We start from the raw sequence: 22,844 nt of genomic DNA, 5'->3' as shown, positions 1-22,844 counted from the left end.
ACGGTAGGCCACTCTTTCAGTTCTGGCGCGAGGTCATAGCACGCCAGCGCGGCATCGCAAAACCCTCACCATGAAAAGCCAAAACGCGTCTTCCCACGCGCGACCAGGACCTAGAAGTGCAAAGCGCGGCCATAAGCGTCGAGCACACTCTCGTGCATCATCTCCGAAAGGGTGGGATGGGGGAAGACCGTCTGCATGATTTCGGCCTCGGTCGTCTCCAAGGTCTTGCCGATAGTGTAGCCCTGGATCAGCTCGGTCACTTCCGCGCCCACCATATGCGCGCCCAGCAATTCGCCGGTGCCAGCGTCGAATACCGTCTTGATGAGGCCCTCCGCCTCACCCAGCGCGATGGCCTTGCCGTTGCCGATGAAGGGAAAGCGCCCCACCTTGATCGCGTGCCCGGCTTCTTTTGCCTGAGCCTCAGTCAAGCCAACGCTTGCCACTTGCGGGTGGCAATAGGTGCAGCCGGGTATCGCGCTGCGATCCATGGCGTGCGGGTGAACGTCTGTATCGCCCAGCTCCTGCGCGATGGCTTCCGCGCAGGCGACGCCTTCGTGGCTGGCCTTGTGCGCAAGCCAAGGGCCCGGCGTGCAGTCGCCAATCGCCCAAAGACCCGGGGTCTTGGTGCGCCCGAGCGGATCGATCTGGATGAAGCCGCGATCCATCTCAACGTAATCTTCCAGCCCGATGTTCTCGGTGTTGGGCTGAATGCCGATGGCGCTGATGACATGGCTGAATTCGGTCTCGCTGACCGTCCCGTCCTTGCCCGTAATGGACGCGGTGACCCCCTTGTCGCTGACCTTTAGGTCTTCAACCCCGGTGCCGGTAAGAATGGTCATTCCCTGCTTGACCATCGCCTTTTCAAGAAAGGCCGAAATCTCTTCGTCTTCAGCCGGAACGATACGGTCGAGCATTTCCACGACCGTCACATCGACGCCGATGTCGTTGTAGAAGCTGGCAAACTCGATCCCGATCGCGCCTGAACCGATGATAAGCAGCTTGGTCGGCTTTTCGGGTGGCACCATCGCGTGGCGATAGGTCCATATTCGTTTGCCGTCGGTCGGGGCGAACGGCAGATCGCGCGCCCGCGCTCCCGTGGCGAGGATCACGTGTTTGGCGGCAAGATCTTCGGTGCCCTTGTCGCTCGTCACTGCCAGCGACGTGGCGCCGGTAAGAGAGCCCTCGCCCATATGGACGGTGATCTTGTTCTTCTTCATCAGGTGCCCGACGCCCTGATTGAGCTGTTTGGCGACGCCCCGGCTGCGGCTCACGATGGCCTCTAGATCCGCCTCGATCCCCTTGGCCACCAGACCGTAATCGTGCGCGTTCTGCATGTAGTGGTAGATCTCAGCCGATCTGAGCATCGCCTTGGTAGGGATACAGCCCCAGTTGAGGCAGATGCCGCCGAGGTTTTCGCGTTCGACGATGGCGGTTTTCAAACCAAGCTGCGCGCAGCGAATTGCGGCGACATAGCCTCCGGGGCCGGAACCAAGCACTGCAACGTCGTAACTCACTGACATCTCTCGTTTCTCTCTTCTCAAACCCTACAGGATGGAACACATGGAACACGGTCCTGAAGAACAAAACGATTCCTGCGATTTGCGCATCATGTCGCGCGGTGTTGTCCAGCCTGTGTATGCCGTTTTCATAAGCCCGTGTCTCACATGTCAGCGTCTTGCATATCAGACCCTTGTAGGACAGCGCTTCGCAAGGGCGTGACGATCCAGAACCAGCCGAGCAAGGCATATGTCAGGACTGCCGCTATGCTGGGCAGGCCAATCCAATAGGCGATGAAGGCTCCGCCGATGGCAAAACTGGCGAGAACCACCATGATCGCAGCGAGCGCGACGATCATGGCGAAGGTCGTCAGCGACCGGGCCATGTGACGGCCGGAAAACTGCAGGGTTAACAGCGCCACCGGAAAGCCCACGAGCAAATTGCCAGCCGTCGCGTAGTAGAGCACGACTAGCGGGCGAGCATCGTAATCGCGGATGCCGAAACGGATCATTGTAAGGTAGACAAGTGCCCAAACGGCTCCGGCGACGAGCGTGATCGCGACAAGTTTGGCGAGAAATCCGGAATACCTTCCAAACCTGCTCACGCCCTCGCTCACACCACCAGCCCCAGCGGGTTCTCGACATTCTGCTTCACCGCCTCCATCAGCTGCGCGCCATCAGCACCATCGATCGCGCGGTGATCGAAGCTGCCGCTCGCGTGCATCACGGTGGCAACTCCCAGTTCGCCATCGATCACGTAGGGCGCCTTCTGCCCCGCCCCGACCGCCAGGATCATGCCTTGCGGCGGGTTGATGACCGCGTCGAACTGCTTGATCCCGTACATTCCGAGGTTCGAGAGGCTGGCGGTGCCGCCCTGATATTCGTGTGGCATCAGTTTGCCGTCGCGTGCCTTGGTCGCAAGCGCTTTCATCTCGGTCGAAATCACGGCAAGGCTCTTGGTGTCCGCTTCGGTGATGACCGGGGTAATCAGCCCGCTGGGCGCGGCGACCGCCACCGAAATATCCGCGCGGGTGTAGCGGCGCATTGTCTCGCCATGGAAGCTGACATTGCAATGCGGCACGCGGATCAAAGCCTTGGCCAGCGCCTTGATCAGGAGGTCGTTGACGGACAGTTTCACGCCATCGGGTTCCAGCGCCGCGTTCAGCTCAGCGCGCAGCGCCAGCAGCGGATCGAGCCGGATATCCATGGTGAGATAGTAATGCGGAACGGTGTTCTTGCTCTCGGTCAGGCGGCGGGCGATGACCTTGCGCACACTGGAGACCTTCTCCTCCTCGTAGGGAGCGCCGAACTCCGGAACGCTTCCCGCCGACGGCGCGGATGTCGAAGCGGGCGTCTCGACTTTCGGGGCCGGCACGAAGTTCTCGACATCGCGCTCGATGATACGCCCACCGGGACCGGTGCCGCTCACCTCGCCAAGCGTGATACCCTTTTCGCCGGCAATCCGTTTCGCCAGCGGGGAGGCGATGATTCGCTCACCATTGCGGGTTGGCGGAGCGCTCGCGCTCGCGCTCGTGGCCGGGGCCGTGGCCGGGGCCGCATCGAGCGAACCCATCGCCGATGTGATATCCGCCTTGATAATCTTGCCGCGCGGACCAGACCCTTCGATCGAAGTCAGATCAACACCACTGGCCGCGGCCAGACGTCTGGCGACCGGGGTGACATTGGGCAATCTTGCCGCGTTGGTGGTTTCAGAAGATGACCCGGAGTGGCCTTGCGACAGCGGCGCTGGCCCGTCCTGCGCTTTCCCATCGGGCGCGCCGACATTGCCGAGATCTTCGCCATCCTCGGCCAGCATGGCTATCACCGTGCCAACCGCCACATTCTCGGTCCCTTCATCAATCAGGATCGACGCCAGCGTCCCTTCATCGACGGCTTCGAACTCCATCGTGGCCTTGTCGGTTTCAATCTCCGCCATGATGTCGCCGGAGCTGACCGTGTCGCCCGGCTTCACGAGCCACTTGGCGAGTGTGCCCTCCTCCATGGTGGGCGAAAGCGCGGGCATTCGAATTTCGATCGACATGACGTTTTCAGACCCCTTGCAAGCGATGCGCGGCGCCATCCGTTTGGCGAATTCGGGCACGCCGGGCAAGGGGGCGAACGAGCGATACCCCTCCTTCGGCCCCTTTGCCCCTCGCGCGCGATTTTGACACCGGCCCCCTTTTGGTGACAGGGGTTCACGATGCGCACGTTTCTGGTGATTACCGACGAGAGCGAAGAGGCCCGCGCAGCGCTTCGATTCGCAGCAAGGCGCGCAGTCGCCGTCGATGGCGCCGTCCATATCCTTGCGCTTGTCCCGCAGCAGAGTTTCAGCGCGTTCGGCGGCGTGCAGGCAACGATCGAACAGGAAGCGCGGGACCGCGCCGAAGTGCTCGCGCACGGCGTTGCCGGCAATCTGTTCGCCGAGAGCGGGCTGATGCCGACGATTTCGGTGGCGATCGGGAACGGCACGAAAATCGTCTCGGACTTTCTCAACGAGCATGAGGAAGTCGCGGCGCTTGTTCTGGGCGCGGCCAAGGGCAGCAATCCCGGCCCGCTTGTGCTGCACTTTTCCGCGAACGCCGGAGCGCTTTCCTGCCCGCTCTATGTCATCCCCCATGATTACGACGAGCGGGACAGCGATCACGGCGCCTAGTCCGGCGGTCTATTTGCGGCGTCGCCCCTGGTGGCGGATGTTTCCCGGTCGGCCCCTCTTGCCCGTCTTGTACTTGCCGCGCTGTGGCCCGCCCGCACGCGGCTTGGCTTCAGGCCGATGCCCCCGCGTCTCGACCGCGTTGCCATCGCTGTCCACCGGCGCAAACTTGAGCGCGCCGGTCAGAGCGTTGGCCTCCGCGAGTTGCAGTTTGAGCCGATCGCCCGCCGCGTAGCGCGTGCCGCTATCTTCTCCGATTAGAGCCTGCGCGGCCTCGTCGCGACGGAAGTATTCGCGGCCCAGCGTGGAGATCGGGACGAGCCCGTCTCCGCCAAGACCGACGATGGTCGCGAAGAAGCCAAAGCTCTGAACCCCGGTGATGCGGGTATCGAAGGTCTCCCCCACGCGGCCCGATAGCCACGCGGCGACGTAGCGATCGATCGTATCGCGTTCGGCCTCCATTGCGCGGCGTTCGGTGCCGCTGATCGCGTCGGATATCTGCTGAAGATTGTCGCGGTCGCGATCGGAAAGGCCCGTTGTCGGCGGCAGCGAACCGGGTGGCTCGGGCTGCTCTAGCTTGTAGGCGTCCACCAGCGCGCGGTGCACGAGCAGGTCCGAATAGCGGCGGATGGGCGAGGTGAAATGAGCGTAGGAGCCGAGCGACAGTCCGAAGTGCCCGGCGTTGGCCGGGCCATAATAGGCCTGCGTCTGTGTGCGCAGCACAGCCTCCATCACTTGCGCCTTTTCCGCCTCGTCGGTGACGTCTTTCAGCATGCGGTTGAAGAGGCTCGGAGTGACCACCTGGCCCAGCGCCAGCTTTCGGCCCATCGTCGCCAGATAATCGCGCAAAGCGATCAGCTTCTCTCGGCTCGGCGGTTCGTGGACGCGGTAGACCACCGGAGCGGTCTTGGCTTCCAGCGCCTTGGCCGCAGCGACGTTGGCTGCGATCATGAAATCCTCAACCACGCGGTGCGCATCGAGCCGCTCGCGCACAGCGATTTCCGCAATCTGGCCGTCGTCGCCCAGAACCACCCGGCGTTCGGGCAACTCCAGCTCTAGCGGATCGCGCGCCTCACGCGCCGCGGCCAACAGCTTCCAGGCGCCCCAAAGGTTCTGCAGGAAGTCAGGCGCTGCTCCACCATCAATCCGGTCCTGCGCGTCTTCGTAGGCGATGTTGTGATGAATGCGCACGAGCGCGCGCGTGAAGCGATGGCTGGTGACTTTGCCTTGCGCATCGATTGTCAGATGGCACGCCATCGCCGCGCGGTCCTCATCCTGTTTGAGCGAGCAGACATCGGCGCTGAGAAGCTCCGGCAGCATCGGCACCACTCGGTCGGGAAAGTACACCGAATTGCCGCGCTTCCTCGCCTCGCGGTCGAGCGCTGAGCCGGGGCGCACATAAAACGACACATCGGCAATCGCGACCACCGCGCGGTAGCCGCCCTTCCCGTCGGGTTCGGCCCAGATCGCATCGTCATGGTCGCGCGCATCGGCGGGATCGATCGCGACGATGGGCAACGCCCGTAGATCTTCGCGATGGTCCGCAGACAAGCGCAGCCTGGCCGCGCGCGGGGCTTCTTCAATCACTTCCTCGGGAAACACCGTCGGGATGCCGTGCTTTGCGATCGCAATCAGGCTGAACGCGCCCGGTGCGAGTGGGTCACCATAGACCTCCACGACTTTCACGCCGCTGCGTTCAGAGCGTCCGATGCGCTCAGCGAGGACCAGCTGGCCTTCCTCCGCGCTGCCCAGATCGCTGATCTTCGCAGAGCGACGCACGCGTTTATCGACCGGGGCGAGCCAGGCGTTGCCGCCAAAATCCTTCTCGACCACGCCAAGCAGGCCCTCGGTGCGCGCGGGCAGCTTCTTCATTGGATGCGCGATCCATCCGCCGCCCTGTTCTTCGGCCCGCTTCTCGGTCCGCGCCAGCACCCGGTCGCCGCGTTTGAGGGCGGGCGCGCGCTTTCCTCCACTCTCCTTCCTCTCCTTGAGCGTCAGACGCGGCGGCTTACTCGGAGCTTCCGGATCCCAGTTGTCGGGGATCGCAATCGGCTCGCCATCTTCGACATCCACCACCCGCAAGACGGTGACTTTCGGCACGCCGCCCATACGGTGATAGGCGGTCTTCCTGCCGTCGATCAGCCCTTCTTCGGCCATATCCTTGAGCAGACGTTTGAGTGCGATCTTTTCCTGCCCTTTCAGGCCAAACGCCTTCGCGATCTCGCGCTTGCCCGCGGGCGTGTCGGAACTCTGGATGAAGTCGAGCACCTGTTGGCGCGATGGCAGACCTTGCGAAAGCTTTTGTCGAGGCATGCGCGCGCTCTAGCCACTCGCTCACAGCTTGTCGAAGTCGAACGCGGTGAAAGCCTCAATAGGCTCTTGCCACCAAGATCCGCTCGACCGCCGGTTCGCCGGTGAAGATGCACGAACCGCTCGCGGGATCGGCGTCGCGCGGCACGTTGCGGATTGTCAGCTGGAGGGTTTTCAAGCGCTCAACGACCTTCTCCAGCGCGGCGCCAGTTGGCTTGGACCATTCGACCTCGATCCAGCCGGGATACTTGCCGCCGTCCTTGAAATGGCTGACGACGGCCTCCCACTCCGTGATACCGCGCGTGATGTTGGCATCGCGGCGCTCGGCGGCCTGGGCGTAAAGCGTGGTCTGGATATCTTCGAGCAGCGCGGGCGCTTGGGCGACAAAGGCCTCGCGATCCACGAAGTCCATGGCGGGTTTGCCAGTTTCGACGGTCCACAACTGGTCACGGCGCAGCAGCGCCACCTTGCCGCCGTCCATATCGCGCGGGCCGACTTCGATTATCACCGGTGCACCCTTGCGCACCCAGTCCCAGCGCTTTGCGCTCGCCTTGCCCGGTGTCTTGTCGAGGAGCACGCGGATCGGCCCGCCCAGACTTGACTGCGTCGCGAGGCGTGCGCGGACCTCCTCGCAATAGGCAAGCACCGCTTCGTCCTCCGGCTTGTCGCGCAGCATGGGCAGGATCACCACCTGATAAGGCGCAATGCGCGGCGGCACGCGCAGACCGTCATCATCGCCGTGGGTCATGATGACCCCGCCGACGAGCCGCGTGGAGGTGCCCCAACTCGTCGTGTGACAAAGTTGCTGCGTGCCCTCGCGATCCTGATACTGAATGCCCGCAGCGCTCGCGAAACTTGTGCCGAGGTAATGGGATGTACCCGCTTGCAACGCCTTGCCGTCCTGCATCATCGCTTCGATCGACCAGGTCTCGTCCGCGCCCGGGAACCGCTCATTCTCAGGCTTTTCGCCCGCAATGACCGGCAGCGCCAGATCCTCTTCGGCGCACGCCCGGTACATTTCCAGCGCGCGGTGCGTTTCCTCCAGCGCTTCCTCGCGCGTCGCGTGCGCAGTGTGCCCTTCCTGCCAGAGGAACTCGCTGGTGCGCAGGAACATGCGCGTGCGCATCTCCCAGCGAACGACATTGGCCCATTGGTTGAGCATTAGCGGTAAGTCCCGCCAGCTCTGCACCCACCGCGCCATGGCATCGCCAATGATCGTTTCCGAGGTCGGACGCACGACCAGCGGTTCTTCAAGCTTGGCATCGGGATCCGGGATAAGGCCGCCCTTTTCATCGGCGATAAGGCGATGGTGTGTGACCACCGCCATCTCCTTGGCAAACCCTTCCACGTGATCGGCCTCGCGCTCAAAGTTCGCAAGCGGGATGAAAATCGGAAAGTAGGTGTTCTGAACCCCGGCGGCCTTGATCCGGTCGTCCATCAGGCGCTGAATGCGCTCCCAGATGCCATAGCCCCAGGGCTTGATCACCATACAGCCGCGCACGCCGGATTCTTCGGCCAGGTCCGCGGCGCTGATGACTTCCTGATACCATTTGGCAAAATCGTCGGTGCGCCGGGTGTTGAGCGCGTGCCGTATGACAGGGCTGTTGTTGGACACGAAACCTGGCTTTCTGCTGGAGGCGGATGGCCTCGCGCGGTGACGTTATTTGCTGAGTTCGTCCAGCTTCTTTTGCATCGCCGCCATCTGCTCCCTGAGCACGGCAATCTCGGAGGATGAGCTTTCCGAGCTTTCCGGAGCCGCTGGTTCCGCCGCGCGCTTCTTCGACCCTGGAATGAACGTGTCCGCCGCTGCGCGCATCATGGCCATGTTGGTTTCATGGATCGCGGCCAGCGGGCCGGCGCTCATGCCCTTTTCAAACGCCTCGCGAATGTTGGCCTGGTTCTGGCGAAAGTTGGTCATGCTGGCTTCAAGGTAGGACGGCATCAGGTTCTGCATCGAGTTGCCGTACATGCCGATCAGCTGGCGCAGAAAGCTGACGGGCAGCATCTGGCCACCGTTGGCTTCCTCATCCATGATGATCTGCGTCAGGATCGAATGGGTGATATCATCGCCCGACTTTGCATCGAGAACCTGAAAATCGACATTCTCGCGGACCATCTTGGCCAAGTCTTCAAGCGTGATGTAGCTCGAAGAGCTGGTGTTGTAGAGCCGCCGGTTGGCGTACTTCTTGATCGTGATGACACCCTCGGCGTCATCGCCGGAGGTGGACGTGTTCTTCTTGGCCATGTGATAATCCCAATGCGACGTGGCAGATAGTTTAGCACTTGCAATATGTGCAGCGCAATATGCCCTGACTAGCCCCGCAGACGATTGCCGATCGTGGTGAGCAATTCGTATTGGGAAACAGAGCTTTGCCGCGCAGCATGGGGCAGCGAAAACGGCGCCTCGATCCAGTCTCCCGGTGCAAGGTCGCGAGCTTGGGCAAGGTCGACGACAACCATGTCCATCGAAACGCGCCCGAGGACCGGACACGGCTTATCGCCCGCCATGAAGACTGCGCCTGGCCCGCGCGCGCGCAGGAAGCCGTCGGCATAGCCAAGCGAAACCGTCGCGATGCGCATGGCCTCGTGCGCTGTGAATTTCGCATTGTATCCAACGCTCGCCCCCGCTTCGATATCGCGAACTTGAAGGATGGCTGCCTCAACGCGCGCAACCGAGCGGATCCGATCGGCAAGTTCCGCACGCGGAACGCCGCCGTAAAGCGCAAGGCCCGGCCGTGTCACGTCGAATGCGTAATCCGTGCCAAGCGCGATCCCGGCGCTGTTGGCAAAGCTTGCGCGGCGATGCGGGACGGTCCGTGCGGTTTCGCGGAAGAGCTCGAGCTGGCGGTCGTTCATCGGGCTGTCTTCGTCGGCGCAGGCGAGGTGCGACATCAGGATGTCGATATCGAGGCTCTCGATATCCGCCGAGCCTACCTCGCCCGGTGAAAGGCCAAGACGGTTGATCCCGGTGTCCACCATCACGTGGCATCGCCCTCCCCCGGCCTTCCTCCAGGCGCGCGCCTGTTCGAGCGAGTTGAGAACCGGGACGGCTCCGGTGGCCTTGGCGTATTCGATTTCGGCTGCGTTGATCAGGCCGTGCAGCACCGCAATCGAGGCCGCTGGGACGTGGCGCATAACCGCGTCGACTTCGCTCCAATGCGCAACAAAAAAGCTGTCGCATCCCGCGTCGCGCAAGGCAGGTACACAAGTCTCGATGCCCAGCCCATAGGCGTTTGCCTTGACCGCCGCTCCCGCCTGCGCGCGACCGGAAAGGCGATCGAGCGCAAGCCAATTGTCCACAAGCGCCTGAGTATCAACGGTCAGTCGAAGCGTGGGCGGCGGCGCCTCCGGTGGCGCGTCAGACGGCATCGTCGGCGAAGTCTTTGGGAGGGCCACCGGGCAGCCCCCACCACGCGACAACCACGCCGAACGCGACCACGCCCCACGTGTACCAAAGGCCGGAATAGATATCGCCGGTGCTGGCCACGATCACACCTGCAATGAGCGGGAGAAAGCCGCCAAGGTAGCCAGCGCCGATATGGTAGGGGATCGACATGGAAGAATAGCGGATCTTGGGCGGAAACATCTCGGACAAGAGCGCGGCGACCGAACCATAGGTTAGAGCCGACAGCATCCCGAGACCAAGCAGGATCGCCACGATACCAAGGACATTGGCCAGGGCGGGCTTCTGTTTGGAGAAATCAAATCCGAATTCGCCCAGCGCCGCGTGGACGCCCTCTCGTCTCGCCTCTCCGCTCTCCAACCATTCGGGAGCGATCGCGATGGACTTGCCGCCAGCGGTGAGAGACAGCGTCGATCCTGGCTCCAGCGTGTAAGCGACCCCGGAAGCGGTAAGTGTTTCAAGGATCTTGCCGCAATCGGTTTGCTCGCGGTCGAACAGCTCGGCGAACGGATCCGTCACGCATTGCGGCCCGGAAACGACAATGGGCGTTGTCCTTGCCGCTTCATCCAGCCCCGGATTGGCGAGGTTGCCCAGCCCCCAAAAGGCCGGGAACAAGAGCGCGAGAGTGCCCAGAGCTCCGATGATGATCGGACGCTTGCGCCCGACCCGGTCCGACCATTTTCCAACGATCAGGTAAAAGGTCATGGAAATCGCGCCCGCGACCAGCAGGATAAGCTCCACCGTTTGCGGATCGACATGCATCGGCCCTCGCAGAAAACTCAGCCCCGAGAAGAAGGCGGTGTACCAGATCGTTGTCAGGATGCCGGTTACTCCGAACAAGGCAACGAAGATCCGCTTGGGATTGCCCGGATAGGTGAAGCTCTCGACAAAGGGATTGCCCGCTATCTGCCCTTCCTCTTTCATCGCCTGGAAGACCGGGCTTTCCGACAGCATCAGGCGCATCCACAAGGATATCGCAAGAAGCGCGATCGAAAGCAGGAAGGGCACCCGCCAACCCCAGGCCTCGAAATCCTCGGTTGAGAGAAGCGCGCGGCAGGCAAGAACGACGATGATCGAGAGCACGAAGCCCCCCGCAACGCTCGCCTGGATAAAGCTGGTGTAAAATCCGCGTTTCTCCGGCGGCGCGTGTTCGGCGACATAAATCGCCGCTCCGCCATACTCTCCGCCCAGGGCCAACCCCTGTACGACGCGCAGCAGGATCACGATGATGGGAGCGGCAACACCAATCGTCGCGACGGTGGGAATGAAACCGACGCCCGCGGTCGCGATGCCCATCAAAGTCACGGTCACGAGGAAGGTGTATTTTCGGCCCAGGCGATCGCCGAGAAAGCCGAACAGGATCGCGCCAATCGGGCGAAACGCGAAGCCGACAGCGAAGGTCGACCACACCAGGAGCAGCCCTAGCGTGTCGTTATCCACGTCGTAGAACGCATCCTTCAGAATGTAGGCGAGCGTTCCGTAGATAAAGAAGTCGTACCATTCGAAGATTGTGCCCGCGCTGGATGCGCCGATCACCAGGCGGATTTCCTTTTCGCTCGGCTCGCGCGCAGCGAGCGCGTGCGCCTCTCCTTTTGCGGTGCCAAGCGCGGCTGTGTCTGACATCGTGCCCCTTACTCTTGCGTCTGTGTCGTGCATTGCGCCTTGAGCGCTCAAGGCGCGGGTCTAGCCAAGCCGCAACCCGGAGGGAAGGTCGCTTGCCTATTCGGCGCTGGAAAGCGCTTTGACCGCCGCTTCCCACGGCAATCGCAGCGCGCCGTGCCTTCCGGGGTGATCGAGCGCGCGTTCGATGGCGCCAAAGCGGGGCCAGGCCGGAATGTCCCCTTCCCCCTCCAACCAGCGATCAATCGCATCGAGCGTCGCGTGGATGTCACCCGGCGATGCGCCCTTGGCGGCGCTGGCAAGGATCGCAGCCGAACTCTGACCGATCGCGCAGGCCGACACTTTCATTCCCAGATCTGAGACGGCGCCCGCGTCGGTGAGATCGAGGCCCAGCGCGATCCGGCTGCCGCATACCTTCGAGCGCGCCTCAGCGTGACAGGCGAAATCCTTCGTGAGCGGGTAGTTCACAAGCTCGGTCGACAAAGCGAGCATCTCCGGCGTGTAGAGCGCGCTCACGCTTCGGTCACTCCGCGCCTAATCGGACGCCTCGTCCGGGTTCTCTTGCGCGTCCTCGCCCAGCACCAGGGCGCGCCGCTCGGCAAGGATCTGGATGAGCTGGCGTGAAAAAGCGTCCGCCGCCGGATAGGTGCGCGCTTGCGAGATCCAGTCCGGTCGGCCCTTGTAGCCCCACACCGTATCGAAACCGAGAACCAGCACGGAGAAGGCAAAGCCGGCAATCAGCGCGCCCTTGACCGCCCCAAATCCAAAACCAAGCACCCTGTCAATGGGCCCGAGGATCGATCCGCGCGAGGCTTGGCCCACGTTGGCCGCGATCAGCTTCATGGCGGCGTAGGGAATGAGCAGCAGCAGGGTGAAGGAAAGGATGGGTGTGGCTGGCTCTGCGTCGTAATACTCGCGCAGCGCCTCGGTCAGAGGGGTGTGCAGGTAGTAGACGGAAAACGCCGCCAACAGCCAGGCCGCCAGCGACAATACCTCCTGCGCCAGTCCGCGAATGAACCCTCCAATCGCCGCGATGCCGACGATTATGAGCACAATGATGTCAAATCCCGTCATAGTCTGCGCGAGTTATGACGGGACCATCACCTGGTCAACGAGGTTCGCCAATTGCGTCAGGCCGCGATATTTCATCGGAGACGAACCGGTCTTTGTATCGGACGGACCGTAGCCGCTTGCAAAGCCCAGTTTGGCCGCCTCGCGGATTCGCAGCTCGCTATGAGCAACGGGCCGAATCTCTCCGGCGAGCGAGACCTCTCCGAACCAGATCGACTTTTCCGGCAGAGGCTTGTCCGCAAGCGCCGAGACCAATGCTGCGCTGACCGCGAGGTCTGCCGCAGGGTCCGACAGGCGGTAGCCGCCGGCGATGTTCAGATAGACCTCGGCCGAGGCAAAGTTCAGCCCGCAGCGGGATTCGAGCACCGCCAGAAGCATCGCAAGCCGCCCGCTGTCCCATCCCACGACCGCGCGGCGGGGCGTGGCTCCGGATTGCAGCCTGACAATAAGCGCCTGGATCTCGACCAGAACCGGCCGTGTCCCCTCCAGCGCCGGGAACACCGCGCTTCCAGCCAGGGGCTGATCGCGGCCCGACAGAAACAGCATGGACGGGTTGGCGACCTCTTCCAACCCCTCACCAGCCATGGAGAACACGCCGATTTCGTCGACCGCGCCAAAGCGGTTCTTGAGCGCGCGCAGGATACGGTATTGGTGGCTGCGTTCCCCTTCAAAACTCATGACCACATCGACCATATGCTCCAGCACGCGCGGCCCGGCAATGCTGCCGTCCTTGGTGACGTGCCCGACCAGAACCAACGCGGTCCCCTTCTGCTTGGCAAAGCGAATGAGCTCCAGCGCGCAGCCGCGCACCTGGCTTACCGTACCCGGCGCGCCTTCGATCGTGTCGGAATGCATCGTCTGGATCGAATCGATCACCAGCAGAGCGGGCGGGTCGCCCTGCCCCAGCGTTGTCAGGATATCGCGCACGGAGGTTTCCGAGGCGAGCCGGATCGGCGCGTCAGCCACGCCCAGCCGCGTGGCTCTCAGCCGCACCTGCCCCGCCGCTTCCTCTCCGCTTACATAGACAACATCGTTCCCACCGCGCGCCAGCGTCGCCGCGGTCTGCAAGAGCAGCGTCGACTTTCCGATCCCCGGATCGCCGCCCATCAGCACCGCTGAGCCCGGCACCAGCCCTCCGCCAAGCGCGCGATCGAATTCAGCGAGCCCTGTCGATTTGCGAAGCGGCAATTCCGTCGGCTTGTTGAGGGGCACAAACTCGATACCCCGCCCGCCGCGCGACAGGTCATGCTTTTGCGAGAACACCGTTGCCGGCGCGTCCTCGACCAGCGTGTTCCACTCGCCGCAATCGCCGCATTGCCCCTGCCAACGCGGGCTGACCGCGCCGCAATTCGTGCAAACATATCGCTTTTTGACCTTGGCCATGCGTGGATTAGTAACCAGAACAAAGGTTGAACGCAATTGCGCTTTGGAGAGATTGCCCATTAGGAAGGTGCCGATGCGCCAAAAGGAACTCAGACTGGCTCTCGTTTGCTATGGCGGGGTGAGCCTTGCGGTGTACATGCACGGCGTCACGAAGGAGATCTGGCATCTCGCCCGCGCCAGTCGCGCGTTTCAGTCCGAGGCAGACGCAGTCGAGGAGGAAGCCCTTAGCGGCTCCGCAGAAGCCTATTGCGATTTCCTGAAAGCGATCGAGCGCGAGTGCGGTCTGCGCCTGCGCGTCATGCCCGATATTCTGACGGGCGCCAGCGCGGGCGGGATCAACGCGGTGTTCCTCGCGCAGGCGATCGCAACCGGGCAATCGCTCGAGCCGCTGACCGATCTGTGGCTGAGCAACGCGGATGTGAGCGAACTGACCGATCCCGACGCGGAACCGATGTGGCGCTACGCCAAGATCTGGGCTCAGCCGATCGCGGAATGGTTTCTCAGCCGGCCCGGCAATGCGGTGAGCGAGAGCGTTTCGCCCGAAACGCGCGAAGAGGTGCGCCACAAGGTTTCGCGCCTCGTACGTGGCCGCTGGTTCAGCCCGCCTTTTTCCGGCGACCGTTTTTCGGCCATGCTGTTCGAAGCGCTCGAAACCATGGCCGCCCAGTCGACGCGGCGGCCTCTGCTCCCGCCCGACTATCCGATCGACCTGTTGGTGACGACTACGGATTTTCGCGGACACATCCAGCTGCTCCGGCTCAATTCGCCCGAGATCGTCCAGGAAACCGAGCACCGCCTGCCCATAGGCTTTCGCGCCGCCGTCCAACCCGACGGCTCGACCCGTCTGGCCGATCCGCTCGAGCTTGTGCTTGCGGCGCGCGCGACCGCGAGTTTTCCGGGCGCTTTCCCCCCGCTGCGTGTGGATGAGATAGACCGGTTGGCGGCGGAGAACGGCCACAACTGGGCAAGTCGCGAGACTTTTCTTGAGCGGATCATGCCCGTGCACTTTCGCGACAAACGGATCGATACGGTGTCGCTTATCGACGGGTCGGTTCTCGTCAACGCGCCCTTCGGGGGGGCGATTGCCGCGCTCAAAGGCCGCCAGTCGCAACGCGAGGTCGATCGCCGCTTCGTCTATATTGACCCGCGCCCCGACCGCATCGGCGCGTTCGATGATGAGCAAGAAAAGCCGATTGGCTTTTTCGCCGCGATCTTTGGCTCGATTTCAACAATCCCGCGCGAACAGCCCATCCGCGACGATCTGGAACGGATCGAGAGACAGTCGCGCGACGCGCAGCGCCTGCGCCGCATCGTTCTGGATCTGCGCCCGGAGATCGACGCGGCGGTCGAGAAGTTGTTCGGCTACACTTTCTTCCTCGATCGACCCAACCCCAAACGCCTCGCCAACTGGCGGGCAAAAGCGCAGCAGGCGGCGGCTGAAAAAGCGGGGTTTGCGTTCCACGCTTACGCCCAGACCAAGTTTACAGGCATCGTCGACCGGTTGGCCACTCTCGCGCACGACGCGGCGCCGGAAGTGGGCCTGGGAGAACCCGGCCTGATTGCGGATCGCATGCGCGAGCATCTGCGCGAAAGCGGTCTCCATAACCTGTCGTCCGACAAGGGCGGCGCAACCGAGCCGGCGATCGCCTTCTTCCGCGCCCACGATGTGGGCTTTCGCATCCGCCGACTTCAGCTTTTGATCCGCAAGGCCTCGCGTGAGTGGGAGCTCGATCCCGACATCCCGGATGAGGCCCTGAATATCGCGCGCGACCGGCTCTACGCCACCCTCGCTTTGTATATCGAAGCGGAGGAAAGAGGGGTAAAGAGCGACTCCTTCAAGGCGCTGGCGCGCGACGTCATGAAGCGGCCCGAGCGCGTCCTTGAGTACCTCTCGCAAACGCGGCTCTTGCCTGAGACGGACCTTGAAGCCGAAAGGAACCTGTCCGAGGCGCTGGAGGCGATGCCCAAGACATTGCGCCAACGGATGCTGCTGACCTATCTCGGCTTCCCGTATTACGACATTGCCACTTTTCCGCTGTTGCAACGCGAGACGCTGAGCGAGTTCAACCCGGTGCAGGTCGACCGCATTTCGCCCGATGACGCGCGATCCATCCGTGACGGGGGTACGCGCGCCACGCTGCGCGGCGTCGAGTTCTACAATTTCGGAGCCTTCTTCAGCCGCGCCTATCGCGAGAACGATTATATCTGGGGCCGTCTGCACGGGGCTGAGCGCATGGTAGACATCGTCGCCTCGACCGTCGATGGCACAGTTGGCGAGGACGTACAGCGCACGGCCAAGCGCGCGATCTTTCTCGCCATTCTGGAAGAGGAAGAGATCGCGGGTCGATGCGCGCGCGCCTTGATCGAGACGTTGCGCCGCGAGGTTGAACAGCGGCTCAGCTAAAGCCCGTTGCTCAGGCGCCGAACGCGTCCTTCAGTTTTGAAAAGAAGCTGCGGCTTTCCGGGCATTCCTCGCCGGTCTCGGTCTCGCGAAAGGCCTCGAGTATCTCCTTCTGCTTGCGACTGAGCTTGGTCGGGGTTTCGACCTTGATCTCGACCACAAGATCGCCGCGTCCGCGTCCTTGAAGAACGGGCATGCCCGCGCCGCGCACGCGCAGCTGCTTGCCCGACTGGATACCGACCGGAATATCGATCGTGTTGGTCTTGCCCCCCAGATCGGGAATATCGACCGATCCACCCAGAGCAGCGGTGGTGAATGAGACCGGCACGCGCGCGGCAAGCGTTGTGCCTTCGCGCTCGAACAAAGCGTGGCGTTTTACATGGATGAAGATGTAGAGATCGCCAGCCGGCGCGCCGCGCGCGCCCGCCTCGCCCTTGCCGGCAAGCCGGATGCGGGTGCCGGTATCAACGCCCGGCGGAATTTCCACATCCAGTCTTTGCACGCGATCCACCCGACCCTCGCCGCGGCATGCGGTGCAAGGATCTTCGATGACGACGCCGCGCCCATGGCAGGTGGGACAGGGGCGTTCGACCACAAACAGGCCCTGTTTGGCGCGCACGGTTCCGCGCCCGTGGCACATATTGCAGGTGCGCTCGCCCGTGCCCGGCTTTGCCCCGGTGCCGCCGCAGACGTCGCATACGGTGCTGACTTCGATTTCGATCTGTGTCTTCTTGCCATGGAACGCTTCTTCAAGCGTGATTTCCATGTCGTAGCGCAAATCCGCGCCGCGCCGGTTCTGCTGGCGCGCGCCGCCCATTCCGCCGCCGCCGCCAAAGGCGCTGCCGAAAATGGTCTCGAAAATATCGCCAATATCGGCGAAGTCGCCCTGGCCAAAGCCGCCCGCGCCGCCGCCGCCACCGTTCATGCCCTGCGTGAACGCGTCATGGCCATAGCGATCGTATGCGGCGCGCTTTTGCGGGTCCTTCAGGACCTCATAGGCTTCCGCGCAGGCCTTGAACCTGGCTTCCGCGTCGCTGTCGCCCGGATTGCGGTCCGGGTGATACTTCATCGCCAGCTTGCGATAGGCGCTCTTGAGAGCCTGCGGGTCAACGTCGCGCGCGACGCCCAGAGTGTCGTAATAGGTCTGACTAGCCATCGGTCATCATCCCGAGCGATCTCACCGCCGGCGCGTGAAAACGCTGGCGGTGAGTTTCGCTGTGCATTTCGGGACCTTAGCCCTTCTTGTCTTCGTCGACTTCCGAGAACTCGGCGTCGACGACGTCTTCATCGGGGGCGCCTTCTTCGCTCACCGCGTCTTCCGGCGCTGGACCGGCGGCCTGCTCCTGTTCGTAGATCTGCTGGCCCATCTTCATGGCCGCTTCGGTCAGAGCCTGCGCTTTGGCGTTGATCGCGTCCGCGTCATCACCCTCAAGGGCCGTCTTGGCCTCGGCGATTGCCGTTTCGACGGCGGCCTTGGTGTCCGCGTCAACCTTGTCACCGTGCTCTTCGAGCTGCTTCTCGGTCGCGTGGACCAGGCTGTCGGCCTGGTTGCGGGCTTCGGCGCCCTCGCGGCGCTTCTTGTCTTCTTCGGCAAACTTCTCCGCGTCCTGAACCATCTGGTCGATATCCGCGTCGCTGAGACCGCCGGAGGCCTGGATCTGGATCGTCTGTTCCTTACCGGTGCCCTTGTCCTTGGCGCTGACCGAGACGATCCCGTTTGCATCGATATCGAAGGTCACTTCGATCTGCGGAACACCGCGCGGGGCGGGTGGAATACCAACAAGGTCGAAATTGCCGAGCAGCTTGTTGTCAGCCGCCATCTCACGTTCGCCCTGGAAGACCTTGATCGTCACCGCGTTCTGGTTGTCCTCGGCGGTCGAGTAGGTCTGGGTCTTCTTGGTCGGGATCGTGGTGTTGCGATCGATCATGCGGGTGAAGACACCGCCGAGCGTCTCGATACCCAGCGAAAGCGGGGTCACGTCGAGCAGCAGCACGTCCTTGACATCGCCCTGCAGAACGCCCGCCTGGATCGCTGCGCCCATGGCGACCACTTCATCGGGGTTCACGCCGGTGTGCGGCTTGGCTGCGAAGAACTTCTCAACGACTTCGCGCACCTTGGGCATGCGGGTCATACCGCCGACCAGGATCACCTCGTCGATGTCGTCCTTCGACACGCCCGCATCGCTAAGCGCCTTCTTGCACGGATCGAGCGTGCGCTGGATCAGATGATCGACCATCTTTTCCAGATCGGCGCGGCTGATCGTTTCAACCAGGTGCAGCGGCGTGGATGCGCCGCCTTCCATGCGCGCGGTGATAAACGGCAGGTTGACTTCGGTCGTCGCGGACGAGGACAGTTCGATCTTGGCCTTTTCCGCCGCTTCCTTGAGACGCTGAAGCGCGAGCTTGTCGGCCTTCAGGTCCATGTTTTCCTTCTTCTGGAACTGGGCTGCGAGGTGTTCGACAATCGCGTTGTCGAAGTCTTCGCCGCCAAGGAACGTGTCGCCATTGGTCGACTTCACCTCGAAAACGCCGTCGCCGATTTCGAGGATGGAGACATCGAAAGTGCCCCCGCCAAGGTCGTAAACGGCGATGGTCTTGCCGTCTTCCTTGTCCATGCCATAGGCGAGCGCGGCCGCGGTCGGCTCGTTGATGATGCGCAGGACTTCAAGCCCTGCAATCTGGCCAGCGTCCTTGGTCGCCTGACGCTGCGCGTCGTTGAAATATGCGGGAACGGTGATGACCGCCTGCTCCACCGTTTCACCCAGGAAGCTCTCAGCGGTTTCCTTCATCTTCTGGAGGATGAAAGCGCTGATCTGGGAGGGGCTGTAATCTTCGCCGCCAGCCTTCACCCAAGCATCGCCATTCTTGCCCTTGGTGATCGTGTAGGGGACGATCTCCATATCCTTCTTGGTCAGCGGATCGTCGAACCGGCGACCGATAAGGCGCTTGATCGCGAACAGCGTGTTGTCCGGATTGGTCACCGCCTGGCGCTTGGCCGGCTGTCCGATCAGTCGCTCCCCATCCTTGGTAAAGGCGACGATCGAAGGCGTCGTGCGCGCGCCTTCGGAATTCTCGATAACCTTGGGTTTGCCCCCATCCATGACGGCGACACATGAATTGGTGGTGCCGAGGTCAATACCGATTACTTTACCCATTGTCTTCCCATCTCTTACAGGCTTGTTGGACACCGCGCCTTCGCGCCTCCCCTGTGAAATTCCTGCGGGCAAAGCGGCTCGGCGGCTCGAATATGACGCGGATATAGGTGCGCTTTTGCTTGGCACAAGACACCCTTGCCCCTAGTTTTTTGCCCAGCCTCACTAAGAGACAGGTTTGCATCAAAGGATCGAATTATGAGCGGATGGAATTGGGTTGCCAAAGGTCGGACGGCGGCGATGGGCGCGGCGGTTGGTTTGAGCTTGGCACTGGGCGCATGCGCCGAAGAAGCGGCGGCTCCGGTCGAGGTCGAGGGCGTCTATCCCGGCATCGAAGTGACCAACGCGCGGCTTGTCCTGCCGCCGGTCTCCGGCAACCCCGCTGCGGTCTATTTCGACGTCGCCTATAACGGCGAGCGCGGCATTTCGATCACCGGAGCCGAGGTCGAGGGCGCTGAGAGCGCGAGTGTCCATGCGATGATGGAATACAACTTCGAAATGACCATGGCCGAGGCTGGTCCCATCGCGGTCCGCGGCGGCGAGAGCCAGAGCTTTGAGCCGGGCGGTTTCCACATCATGGTCAACGGGCTTGATGAGAGCATCGCACCGGGCTCAACCGCGAAAGTCACGCTCAAGATCGTAGGGGGCAAGACGCACAAGTTTGATGCTGAAGTGCGCGCCGCCGGGGAAGAGCGCTGACGTCGAACGCAAACGCAATCCCGGCCTGCCCTGTGGGCGGGGAGCGTGGCTTGACCTCCGGAGAGGTCGCGATGGCGCGCTCGGTGTTCGGCGCCGCCCTCGACTATGAGCCGATCCGCCTGCGCCGCCGCAAGTGGTTTCCCTTCCAGCCGCGCAAGGTCACCATGGCCCCGCGCGGGCACATCCACTTTCACCCGAGCGGAAGCGCCTATTGCGATGACTTCTCGCGCGAAAGCGTGATCCGGCAGGGCCTCTTGATTCACGAGCTTGTGCATGTGTGGCAGACCCAAAAGCGAGGGCAATGGTATCTCATCCTCAACCGCCATCCGTTTTGCCGCTACGACTATGCGCTGAGGCCCGGTCAACCCCTCTCTGCCTACGGGATCGAGCAGCAGGCGATGATCGTGCAGCACGCGTTCTGGCTGAGACAGGGCCTCACCCTTGCAGGCGTCGCGGACAAGGCGGCGTATGACGCGCTGGTCAATTTTGAAGGGGCGAGCCTTGGTTGAAGCGCCCTTCACCATCCGCCCCTTCCAGCCCGGCGATGCGCAGGCGTTTGCGCGGCTGAACCGACGGTGGATCGAGGAACACTTCGGGATCGAGGCGGAAGACGAACGTGTATTGCGCGCACCGGAAGAGACCATCCTCGCGCCCGGCGGCCATATCGCCATCGCCGAGATGGACGCAGAAGCGGTCGGGACAGGCGCGCTGATGGTCCCTCAGACAGACACGGGTCAGTTGCGCAGGCTCGAACTTGTCAAGATGGCAACCGATCCAAGAGCGCAAGGGATGGGCATCGGGTCTGCGGTGCTGGACCACTTGATCGAAACGGCGCGCAGGCACGGTGCCAAGACTATCTGGCTGGAAACCAACAACAAGCTTGAGGCCGCCACCCGGCTCTACATGCGCAAGGGCTTCCGCCCGCTCAGCCAGGACGAAGAGCACCCAACGCCCTATTCACGCTGCAACTTGCAGATGGTGCTGGAGCTTTAGGCGATCACTCCGCCGCTTTCGCCACGCCCACCATCGCCGGGCGCAGCAGGCGGTCCTTGATCGTCCAGCCTGATTGCATCTCCTGAACGACGGTGCCCGGCTCGGCGTCTGCGCTGGGAACCTCGATCATCGCCTGATGCTGGTTGGGATCGAGCGGCAGGCCCATCGCGGCGATGCGCTCAATGCCGTGCTGCTTGAACACCTTTTCAAGCTCGCGCTGGGTTGCCTCGATACCCACCGCAAGGCCCTTCATCTTTTCGTCTTCGCGCAAGGTGTCCGGGATAGCCTCGACCGCGCGGGCCAGATTGTCCCACACCACCAGAACATCGCGCGCAAAACCGGTCGCGGCGTAATTGCGCGCGTCCTGCATTTCCTTTTCCATCCGGCGGCGCAGGTTCTGCGTCTCGGCCTTGGCGTAGAGCGTTTCCTGCTCGGCGGCTTTCAGGTCTTCCTTCAGACTCTCCAGCGCCTCTTCGACGGAGCCCTCTTCGCCCTCCTCGCCGTCCAGCATATGCTCGGGCACGCCTTTCAGCTCTTCGGCCACCGCATCATCCTGCGGTTTGTTGTTGTCGTTCATCGATGTGCGTCCAATTCTGCAAAAACAGCGTTGTTTCTATGAGATCAATTTGCCCAGCGATCGGGCGGTCAAATCCACCATGGGGACCACGCGCGCGTAATTCAACCGCGTCGGGCCGATGACACCGAGAACGCCGACCACCCGGCCCTCACGGTCGCGATAGGGAGAGGCGATGACCGAGGAACCGGACAAACCGAACAGGCGGTTCTCGCTGCCAATGAAGATGCGTGTGGCGTCGGCTTCGCGCGCGCTTTCAAGCAGGGCCGCGACCGATTGCTTGTCTTCCAGATCATCCAGCAGCGAACGCACGCGCTCGATATCGTCGAGCGCCGTTTCGTCGAGCAGATTGGCCGCGCCGCGCACGATCAACACCGGGCGTTCCTCGGTGTCCTCGCTCCACACCGCAAGGCCGCGTTCGACCAGATCGCGGCTTGCCTCGTCCAGCTCGGAGCGTTCGGCCGCAATTTCCGCGCGCATTGCCCGCGCCGCTTCGCTCAGCGTGCGTCCCGAGAGCCGCGCTGTGATGTAATTGCTGGCCTGTTCGAGAGCGCTGGACGAGGCGATCCGCTCAAGGTCAAGCACCCGGTTCTCCACCCCGCCCTCTTCATCGACGAGGACGGCCAAGGCGCGGCCGTGTCCAAGGTCAACGAGGTTAAACTGCGCCAGACGCGCCTCGCGCGTGGGCACCATGACCATGCCCGCCGCCCCCGAAAGATCGGACAAAAGCGCGCTCGCCTTGGTCAGCGCCTGCTCGACCGCGCCGGTCTCTGCGAGCCCCGCCTCGATCCGCACGCGTTCTTCGGGGGTGGGTTCGGCGACGCGCATCATGCCATCGACAAAGATACGCAGCCCCGCATCGGTCGGCATGCGTCCCGCGCTGGTGTGCGGCGCGGCGAGCAGGCCGAGCGATTCCAGATCGGCGAGCACCGAGCGGATGGAAGCGGGTGAGAGATTGAGCGCGCCGTCCGAAGCGATCGTCTTCGAGCCCACGGGCTGGCCCGTTTCGATATAGCCTTCGACAACACGCTGAAAGATATCGCGCGCACGGTCTGTCAGTTCGGAGATGGGAGGTGAGGACATAGCAGATAG

20 protein-coding genes are annotated in these 22,844 nt (G+C 62.8%); 5 read left to right on the top strand and 15 right to left on the bottom strand.

The annotated features are described in order from the left end of the window. Positions 1-110: 110 nt before the first annotated feature. The 3 genes from lpdA to QNI87_RS04270 form a co-directional block, all read right to left on the bottom strand. The gene (gene lpdA / locus QNI87_RS04280) at positions 111-1,520 is read right to left on the bottom strand and encodes a dihydrolipoyl dehydrogenase (protein ID WP_300594448.1); all 1,410 of its coding nucleotides are present in this window, start codon (positions 1,518-1,520) and stop codon (positions 111-113) included. 140 nt (positions 1,521-1,660) lie between these two features. Then, entirely contained in the window at positions 1,661-2,101 is a 441-nt protein-coding gene (locus QNI87_RS04275) for a hypothetical protein (RefSeq protein ID WP_300594445.1), read from the bottom strand. A gap of 8 nt (positions 2,102-2,109) precedes the next feature. Further along, positions 2,110-3,537, bottom strand: coding sequence for a 2-oxo acid dehydrogenase subunit E2 (locus QNI87_RS04270; protein WP_300594442.1), 1,428 nt, complete (start codon positions 3,535-3,537; stop codon positions 2,110-2,112). Positions 3,538-3,696: 159 nt separating this feature from the next. On the opposite strand from QNI87_RS04270, the gene QNI87_RS04265 reads away from it, so the two are divergent. Further along, positions 3,697-4,149, top strand: a complete 453-nt coding sequence (locus tag QNI87_RS04265) for a universal stress protein (protein WP_300594439.1) — start codon at positions 3,697-3,699, stop codon at positions 4,147-4,149. Positions 4,150-4,158: 9 nt separating this feature from the next. On the opposite strand, the gene QNI87_RS04260 is transcribed toward QNI87_RS04265, so the two are convergent. The 8 genes from QNI87_RS04260 to radA form a co-directional block, all read right to left on the bottom strand. Next, on the bottom strand, positions 4,159-6,459 hold the full coding sequence (locus QNI87_RS04260) for a VacB/RNase II family 3'-5' exoribonuclease (RefSeq protein ID WP_300594436.1): 2,301 nt from the start codon (positions 6,457-6,459) through the stop codon (positions 4,159-4,161). A 55-nt stretch (positions 6,460-6,514) separates the two neighbouring features. Then, positions 6,515-8,071 (bottom strand): proline--tRNA ligase, encoded by a 1,557-nt coding sequence (proS, locus tag QNI87_RS04255; protein ID WP_300594433.1) that lies wholly within the window; start codon positions 8,069-8,071, stop codon positions 6,515-6,517. Between the two features lie 45 nt (positions 8,072-8,116). Next, the gene (gene phaR / locus QNI87_RS04250; protein ID WP_300594430.1) at positions 8,117-8,701 is read right to left on the bottom strand and encodes a polyhydroxyalkanoate synthesis repressor PhaR; all 585 of its coding nucleotides are present in this window, start codon (positions 8,699-8,701) and stop codon (positions 8,117-8,119) included. 68 nt (positions 8,702-8,769) lie between these two features. Further along, entirely contained in the window at positions 8,770-9,825 is a 1,056-nt protein-coding gene (gene alr, locus QNI87_RS04245) for an alanine racemase (RefSeq protein WP_300594427.1), read from the bottom strand. Continuing rightward, positions 9,815-11,482, bottom strand: a complete 1,668-nt coding sequence (locus QNI87_RS04240) for an MFS transporter (protein WP_300594424.1) — start codon at positions 11,480-11,482, stop codon at positions 9,815-9,817. Before QNI87_RS04240 ends, alr begins: the two co-directional genes overlap by 11 nt. Positions 11,483-11,578: 96 nt before the next feature. Further along, a complete protein-coding gene (locus QNI87_RS04235; RefSeq protein ID WP_300594421.1) occupies positions 11,579-11,995 on the bottom strand; it encodes an iron-sulfur cluster assembly scaffold protein in 417 nt (138 codons plus the stop codon). A gap of 18 nt (positions 11,996-12,013) precedes the next feature. Beyond that, positions 12,014-12,553, bottom strand: a complete 540-nt coding sequence (locus QNI87_RS04230) for a CvpA family protein (protein WP_300594418.1) — start codon at positions 12,551-12,553, stop codon at positions 12,014-12,016. Between the two features lie 12 nt (positions 12,554-12,565). Next, the gene (gene radA, locus QNI87_RS04225; RefSeq protein WP_300595305.1) at positions 12,566-13,933 is read right to left on the bottom strand and encodes a DNA repair protein RadA; all 1,368 of its coding nucleotides are present in this window, start codon (positions 13,931-13,933) and stop codon (positions 12,566-12,568) included. A 73-nt stretch (positions 13,934-14,006) separates the two neighbouring features. Here radA and QNI87_RS04220 point away from each other — a divergent pair, with 73 nt between their 5' ends. Continuing rightward, positions 14,007-16,337, top strand: coding sequence for a patatin-like protein (locus QNI87_RS04220; RefSeq protein ID WP_300594415.1), 2,331 nt, complete (start codon positions 14,007-14,009; stop codon positions 16,335-16,337). A gap of 10 nt (positions 16,338-16,347) precedes the next feature. Here QNI87_RS04220 and dnaJ read toward each other — a convergent pair whose 3' ends face one another. Continuing rightward, a complete protein-coding gene (dnaJ, locus tag QNI87_RS04215) occupies positions 16,348-17,490 on the bottom strand; it encodes a molecular chaperone DnaJ (RefSeq protein ID WP_300594412.1) in 1,143 nt (380 codons plus the stop codon). Between the two features lie 76 nt (positions 17,491-17,566). Continuing rightward, positions 17,567-19,489, bottom strand: a complete 1,923-nt coding sequence (gene dnaK / locus QNI87_RS04210) for a molecular chaperone DnaK (protein WP_300594409.1) — start codon at positions 19,487-19,489, stop codon at positions 17,567-17,569. 195 nt (positions 19,490-19,684) lie between these two features. Here dnaK and QNI87_RS04205 point away from each other — a divergent pair, with 195 nt between their 5' ends. The 3 genes from QNI87_RS04205 (at position 19,685) to QNI87_RS04195 (ending at position 21,178) form a co-directional block, all read left to right on the top strand. Then, entirely contained in the window at positions 19,685-20,185 is a 501-nt protein-coding gene (locus tag QNI87_RS04205; RefSeq protein WP_300594406.1) for a copper chaperone PCu(A)C, read from the top strand. Positions 20,186-20,256: 71 nt separating this feature from the next. After that, complete coding sequence (locus QNI87_RS04200) at positions 20,257-20,694, top strand: vgr related protein (RefSeq protein ID WP_300595304.1); 438 nt, start codon at positions 20,257-20,259, stop codon at positions 20,692-20,694. Then, complete coding sequence (locus QNI87_RS04195; RefSeq protein WP_300594403.1) at positions 20,687-21,178, top strand: GNAT family N-acetyltransferase; 492 nt, start codon at positions 20,687-20,689, stop codon at positions 21,176-21,178. The genes QNI87_RS04200 and QNI87_RS04195 overlap by 8 nt, the downstream gene beginning before the upstream one ends. A 4-nt stretch (positions 21,179-21,182) precedes the next feature. Here the strand turns inward: QNI87_RS04195 and grpE are convergent, their stop codons facing one another. Both grpE and hrcA read right to left on the bottom strand, forming a co-directional pair. Next, entirely contained in the window at positions 21,183-21,755 is a 573-nt protein-coding gene (grpE, locus tag QNI87_RS04190; protein WP_300594400.1) for a nucleotide exchange factor GrpE, read from the bottom strand. Positions 21,756-21,791: 36 nt separating this feature from the next. Further along, the gene (hrcA, locus tag QNI87_RS04185; protein ID WP_300594397.1) at positions 21,792-22,835 is read right to left on the bottom strand and encodes a heat-inducible transcriptional repressor HrcA; all 1,044 of its coding nucleotides are present in this window, start codon (positions 22,833-22,835) and stop codon (positions 21,792-21,794) included. Positions 22,836-22,844: the final 9 nt, after the last annotated feature.

Origin of the sequence: Erythrobacter sp., assembly GCF_030066995.1 — a bacterium.
Lineage (GTDB): Bacteria > Pseudomonadota > Alphaproteobacteria > Sphingomonadales > Sphingomonadaceae > Erythrobacter.
This window is presented reverse-complemented; position numbering and strand designations above follow the sequence as displayed.

Bases quoted from the DNA above. Each gene is read 5' to 3' on its own strand.
- lpdA (WP_300594448.1), bottom strand. From the start codon at position 1,520: ATGTCAGTGAGTTACGACGTTGCAGTGCTTGGTTCCGGCCCCGGAGGC.
- QNI87_RS04270 (WP_300594442.1), bottom strand. From the start codon at position 3,537: ATGTCGATCGAAATTCGAATGCCCGCGCTTTCGCCCACCATGGAGGAG.
- QNI87_RS04265 (WP_300594439.1), top strand. From the start codon at position 3,697: ATGCGCACGTTTCTGGTGATTACCGACGAGAGCGAAGAGGCCCGCGCA.
- QNI87_RS04260 (WP_300594436.1), bottom strand. From the start codon at position 6,459: ATGCCTCGACAAAAGCTTTCGCAAGGTCTGCCATCGCGCCAACAGGTG.
- phaR (WP_300594430.1), bottom strand. From the start codon at position 8,701: ATGGCCAAGAAGAACACGTCCACCTCCGGCGATGACGCCGAGGGTGTC.
- alr (WP_300594427.1), bottom strand. From the start codon at position 9,825: ATGCCGTCTGACGCGCCACCGGAGGCGCCGCCGCCCACGCTTCGACTG.
- QNI87_RS04240 (WP_300594424.1), bottom strand. From the start codon at position 11,482: ATGTCAGACACAGCCGCGCTTGGCACCGCAAAAGGAGAGGCGCACGCG.
- QNI87_RS04230 (WP_300594418.1), bottom strand. From the start codon at position 12,553: ATGACGGGATTTGACATCATTGTGCTCATAATCGTCGGCATCGCGGCG.
- radA (WP_300595305.1), bottom strand. From the start codon at position 13,933: ATGGCCAAGGTCAAAAAGCGATATGTTTGCACGAATTGCGGCGCGGTC.
- QNI87_RS04220 (WP_300594415.1), top strand. From the start codon at position 14,007: ATGCGCCAAAAGGAACTCAGACTGGCTCTCGTTTGCTATGGCGGGGTG.
- dnaJ (WP_300594412.1), bottom strand. From the start codon at position 17,490: ATGGCTAGTCAGACCTATTACGACACTCTGGGCGTCGCGCGCGACGTT.
- dnaK (WP_300594409.1), bottom strand. From the start codon at position 19,489: ATGGGTAAAGTAATCGGTATTGACCTCGGCACCACCAATTCATGTGTC.
- QNI87_RS04205 (WP_300594406.1), top strand. From the start codon at position 19,685: ATGAGCGGATGGAATTGGGTTGCCAAAGGTCGGACGGCGGCGATGGGC.
- QNI87_RS04200 (WP_300595304.1), top strand. From the start codon at position 20,257: ATGGCGCGCTCGGTGTTCGGCGCCGCCCTCGACTATGAGCCGATCCGC.
- grpE (WP_300594400.1), bottom strand. From the start codon at position 21,755: ATGAACGACAACAACAAACCGCAGGATGATGCGGTGGCCGAAGAGCTG.
- hrcA (WP_300594397.1), bottom strand. From the start codon at position 22,835: ATGTCCTCACCTCCCATCTCCGAACTGACAGACCGTGCGCGCGATATC.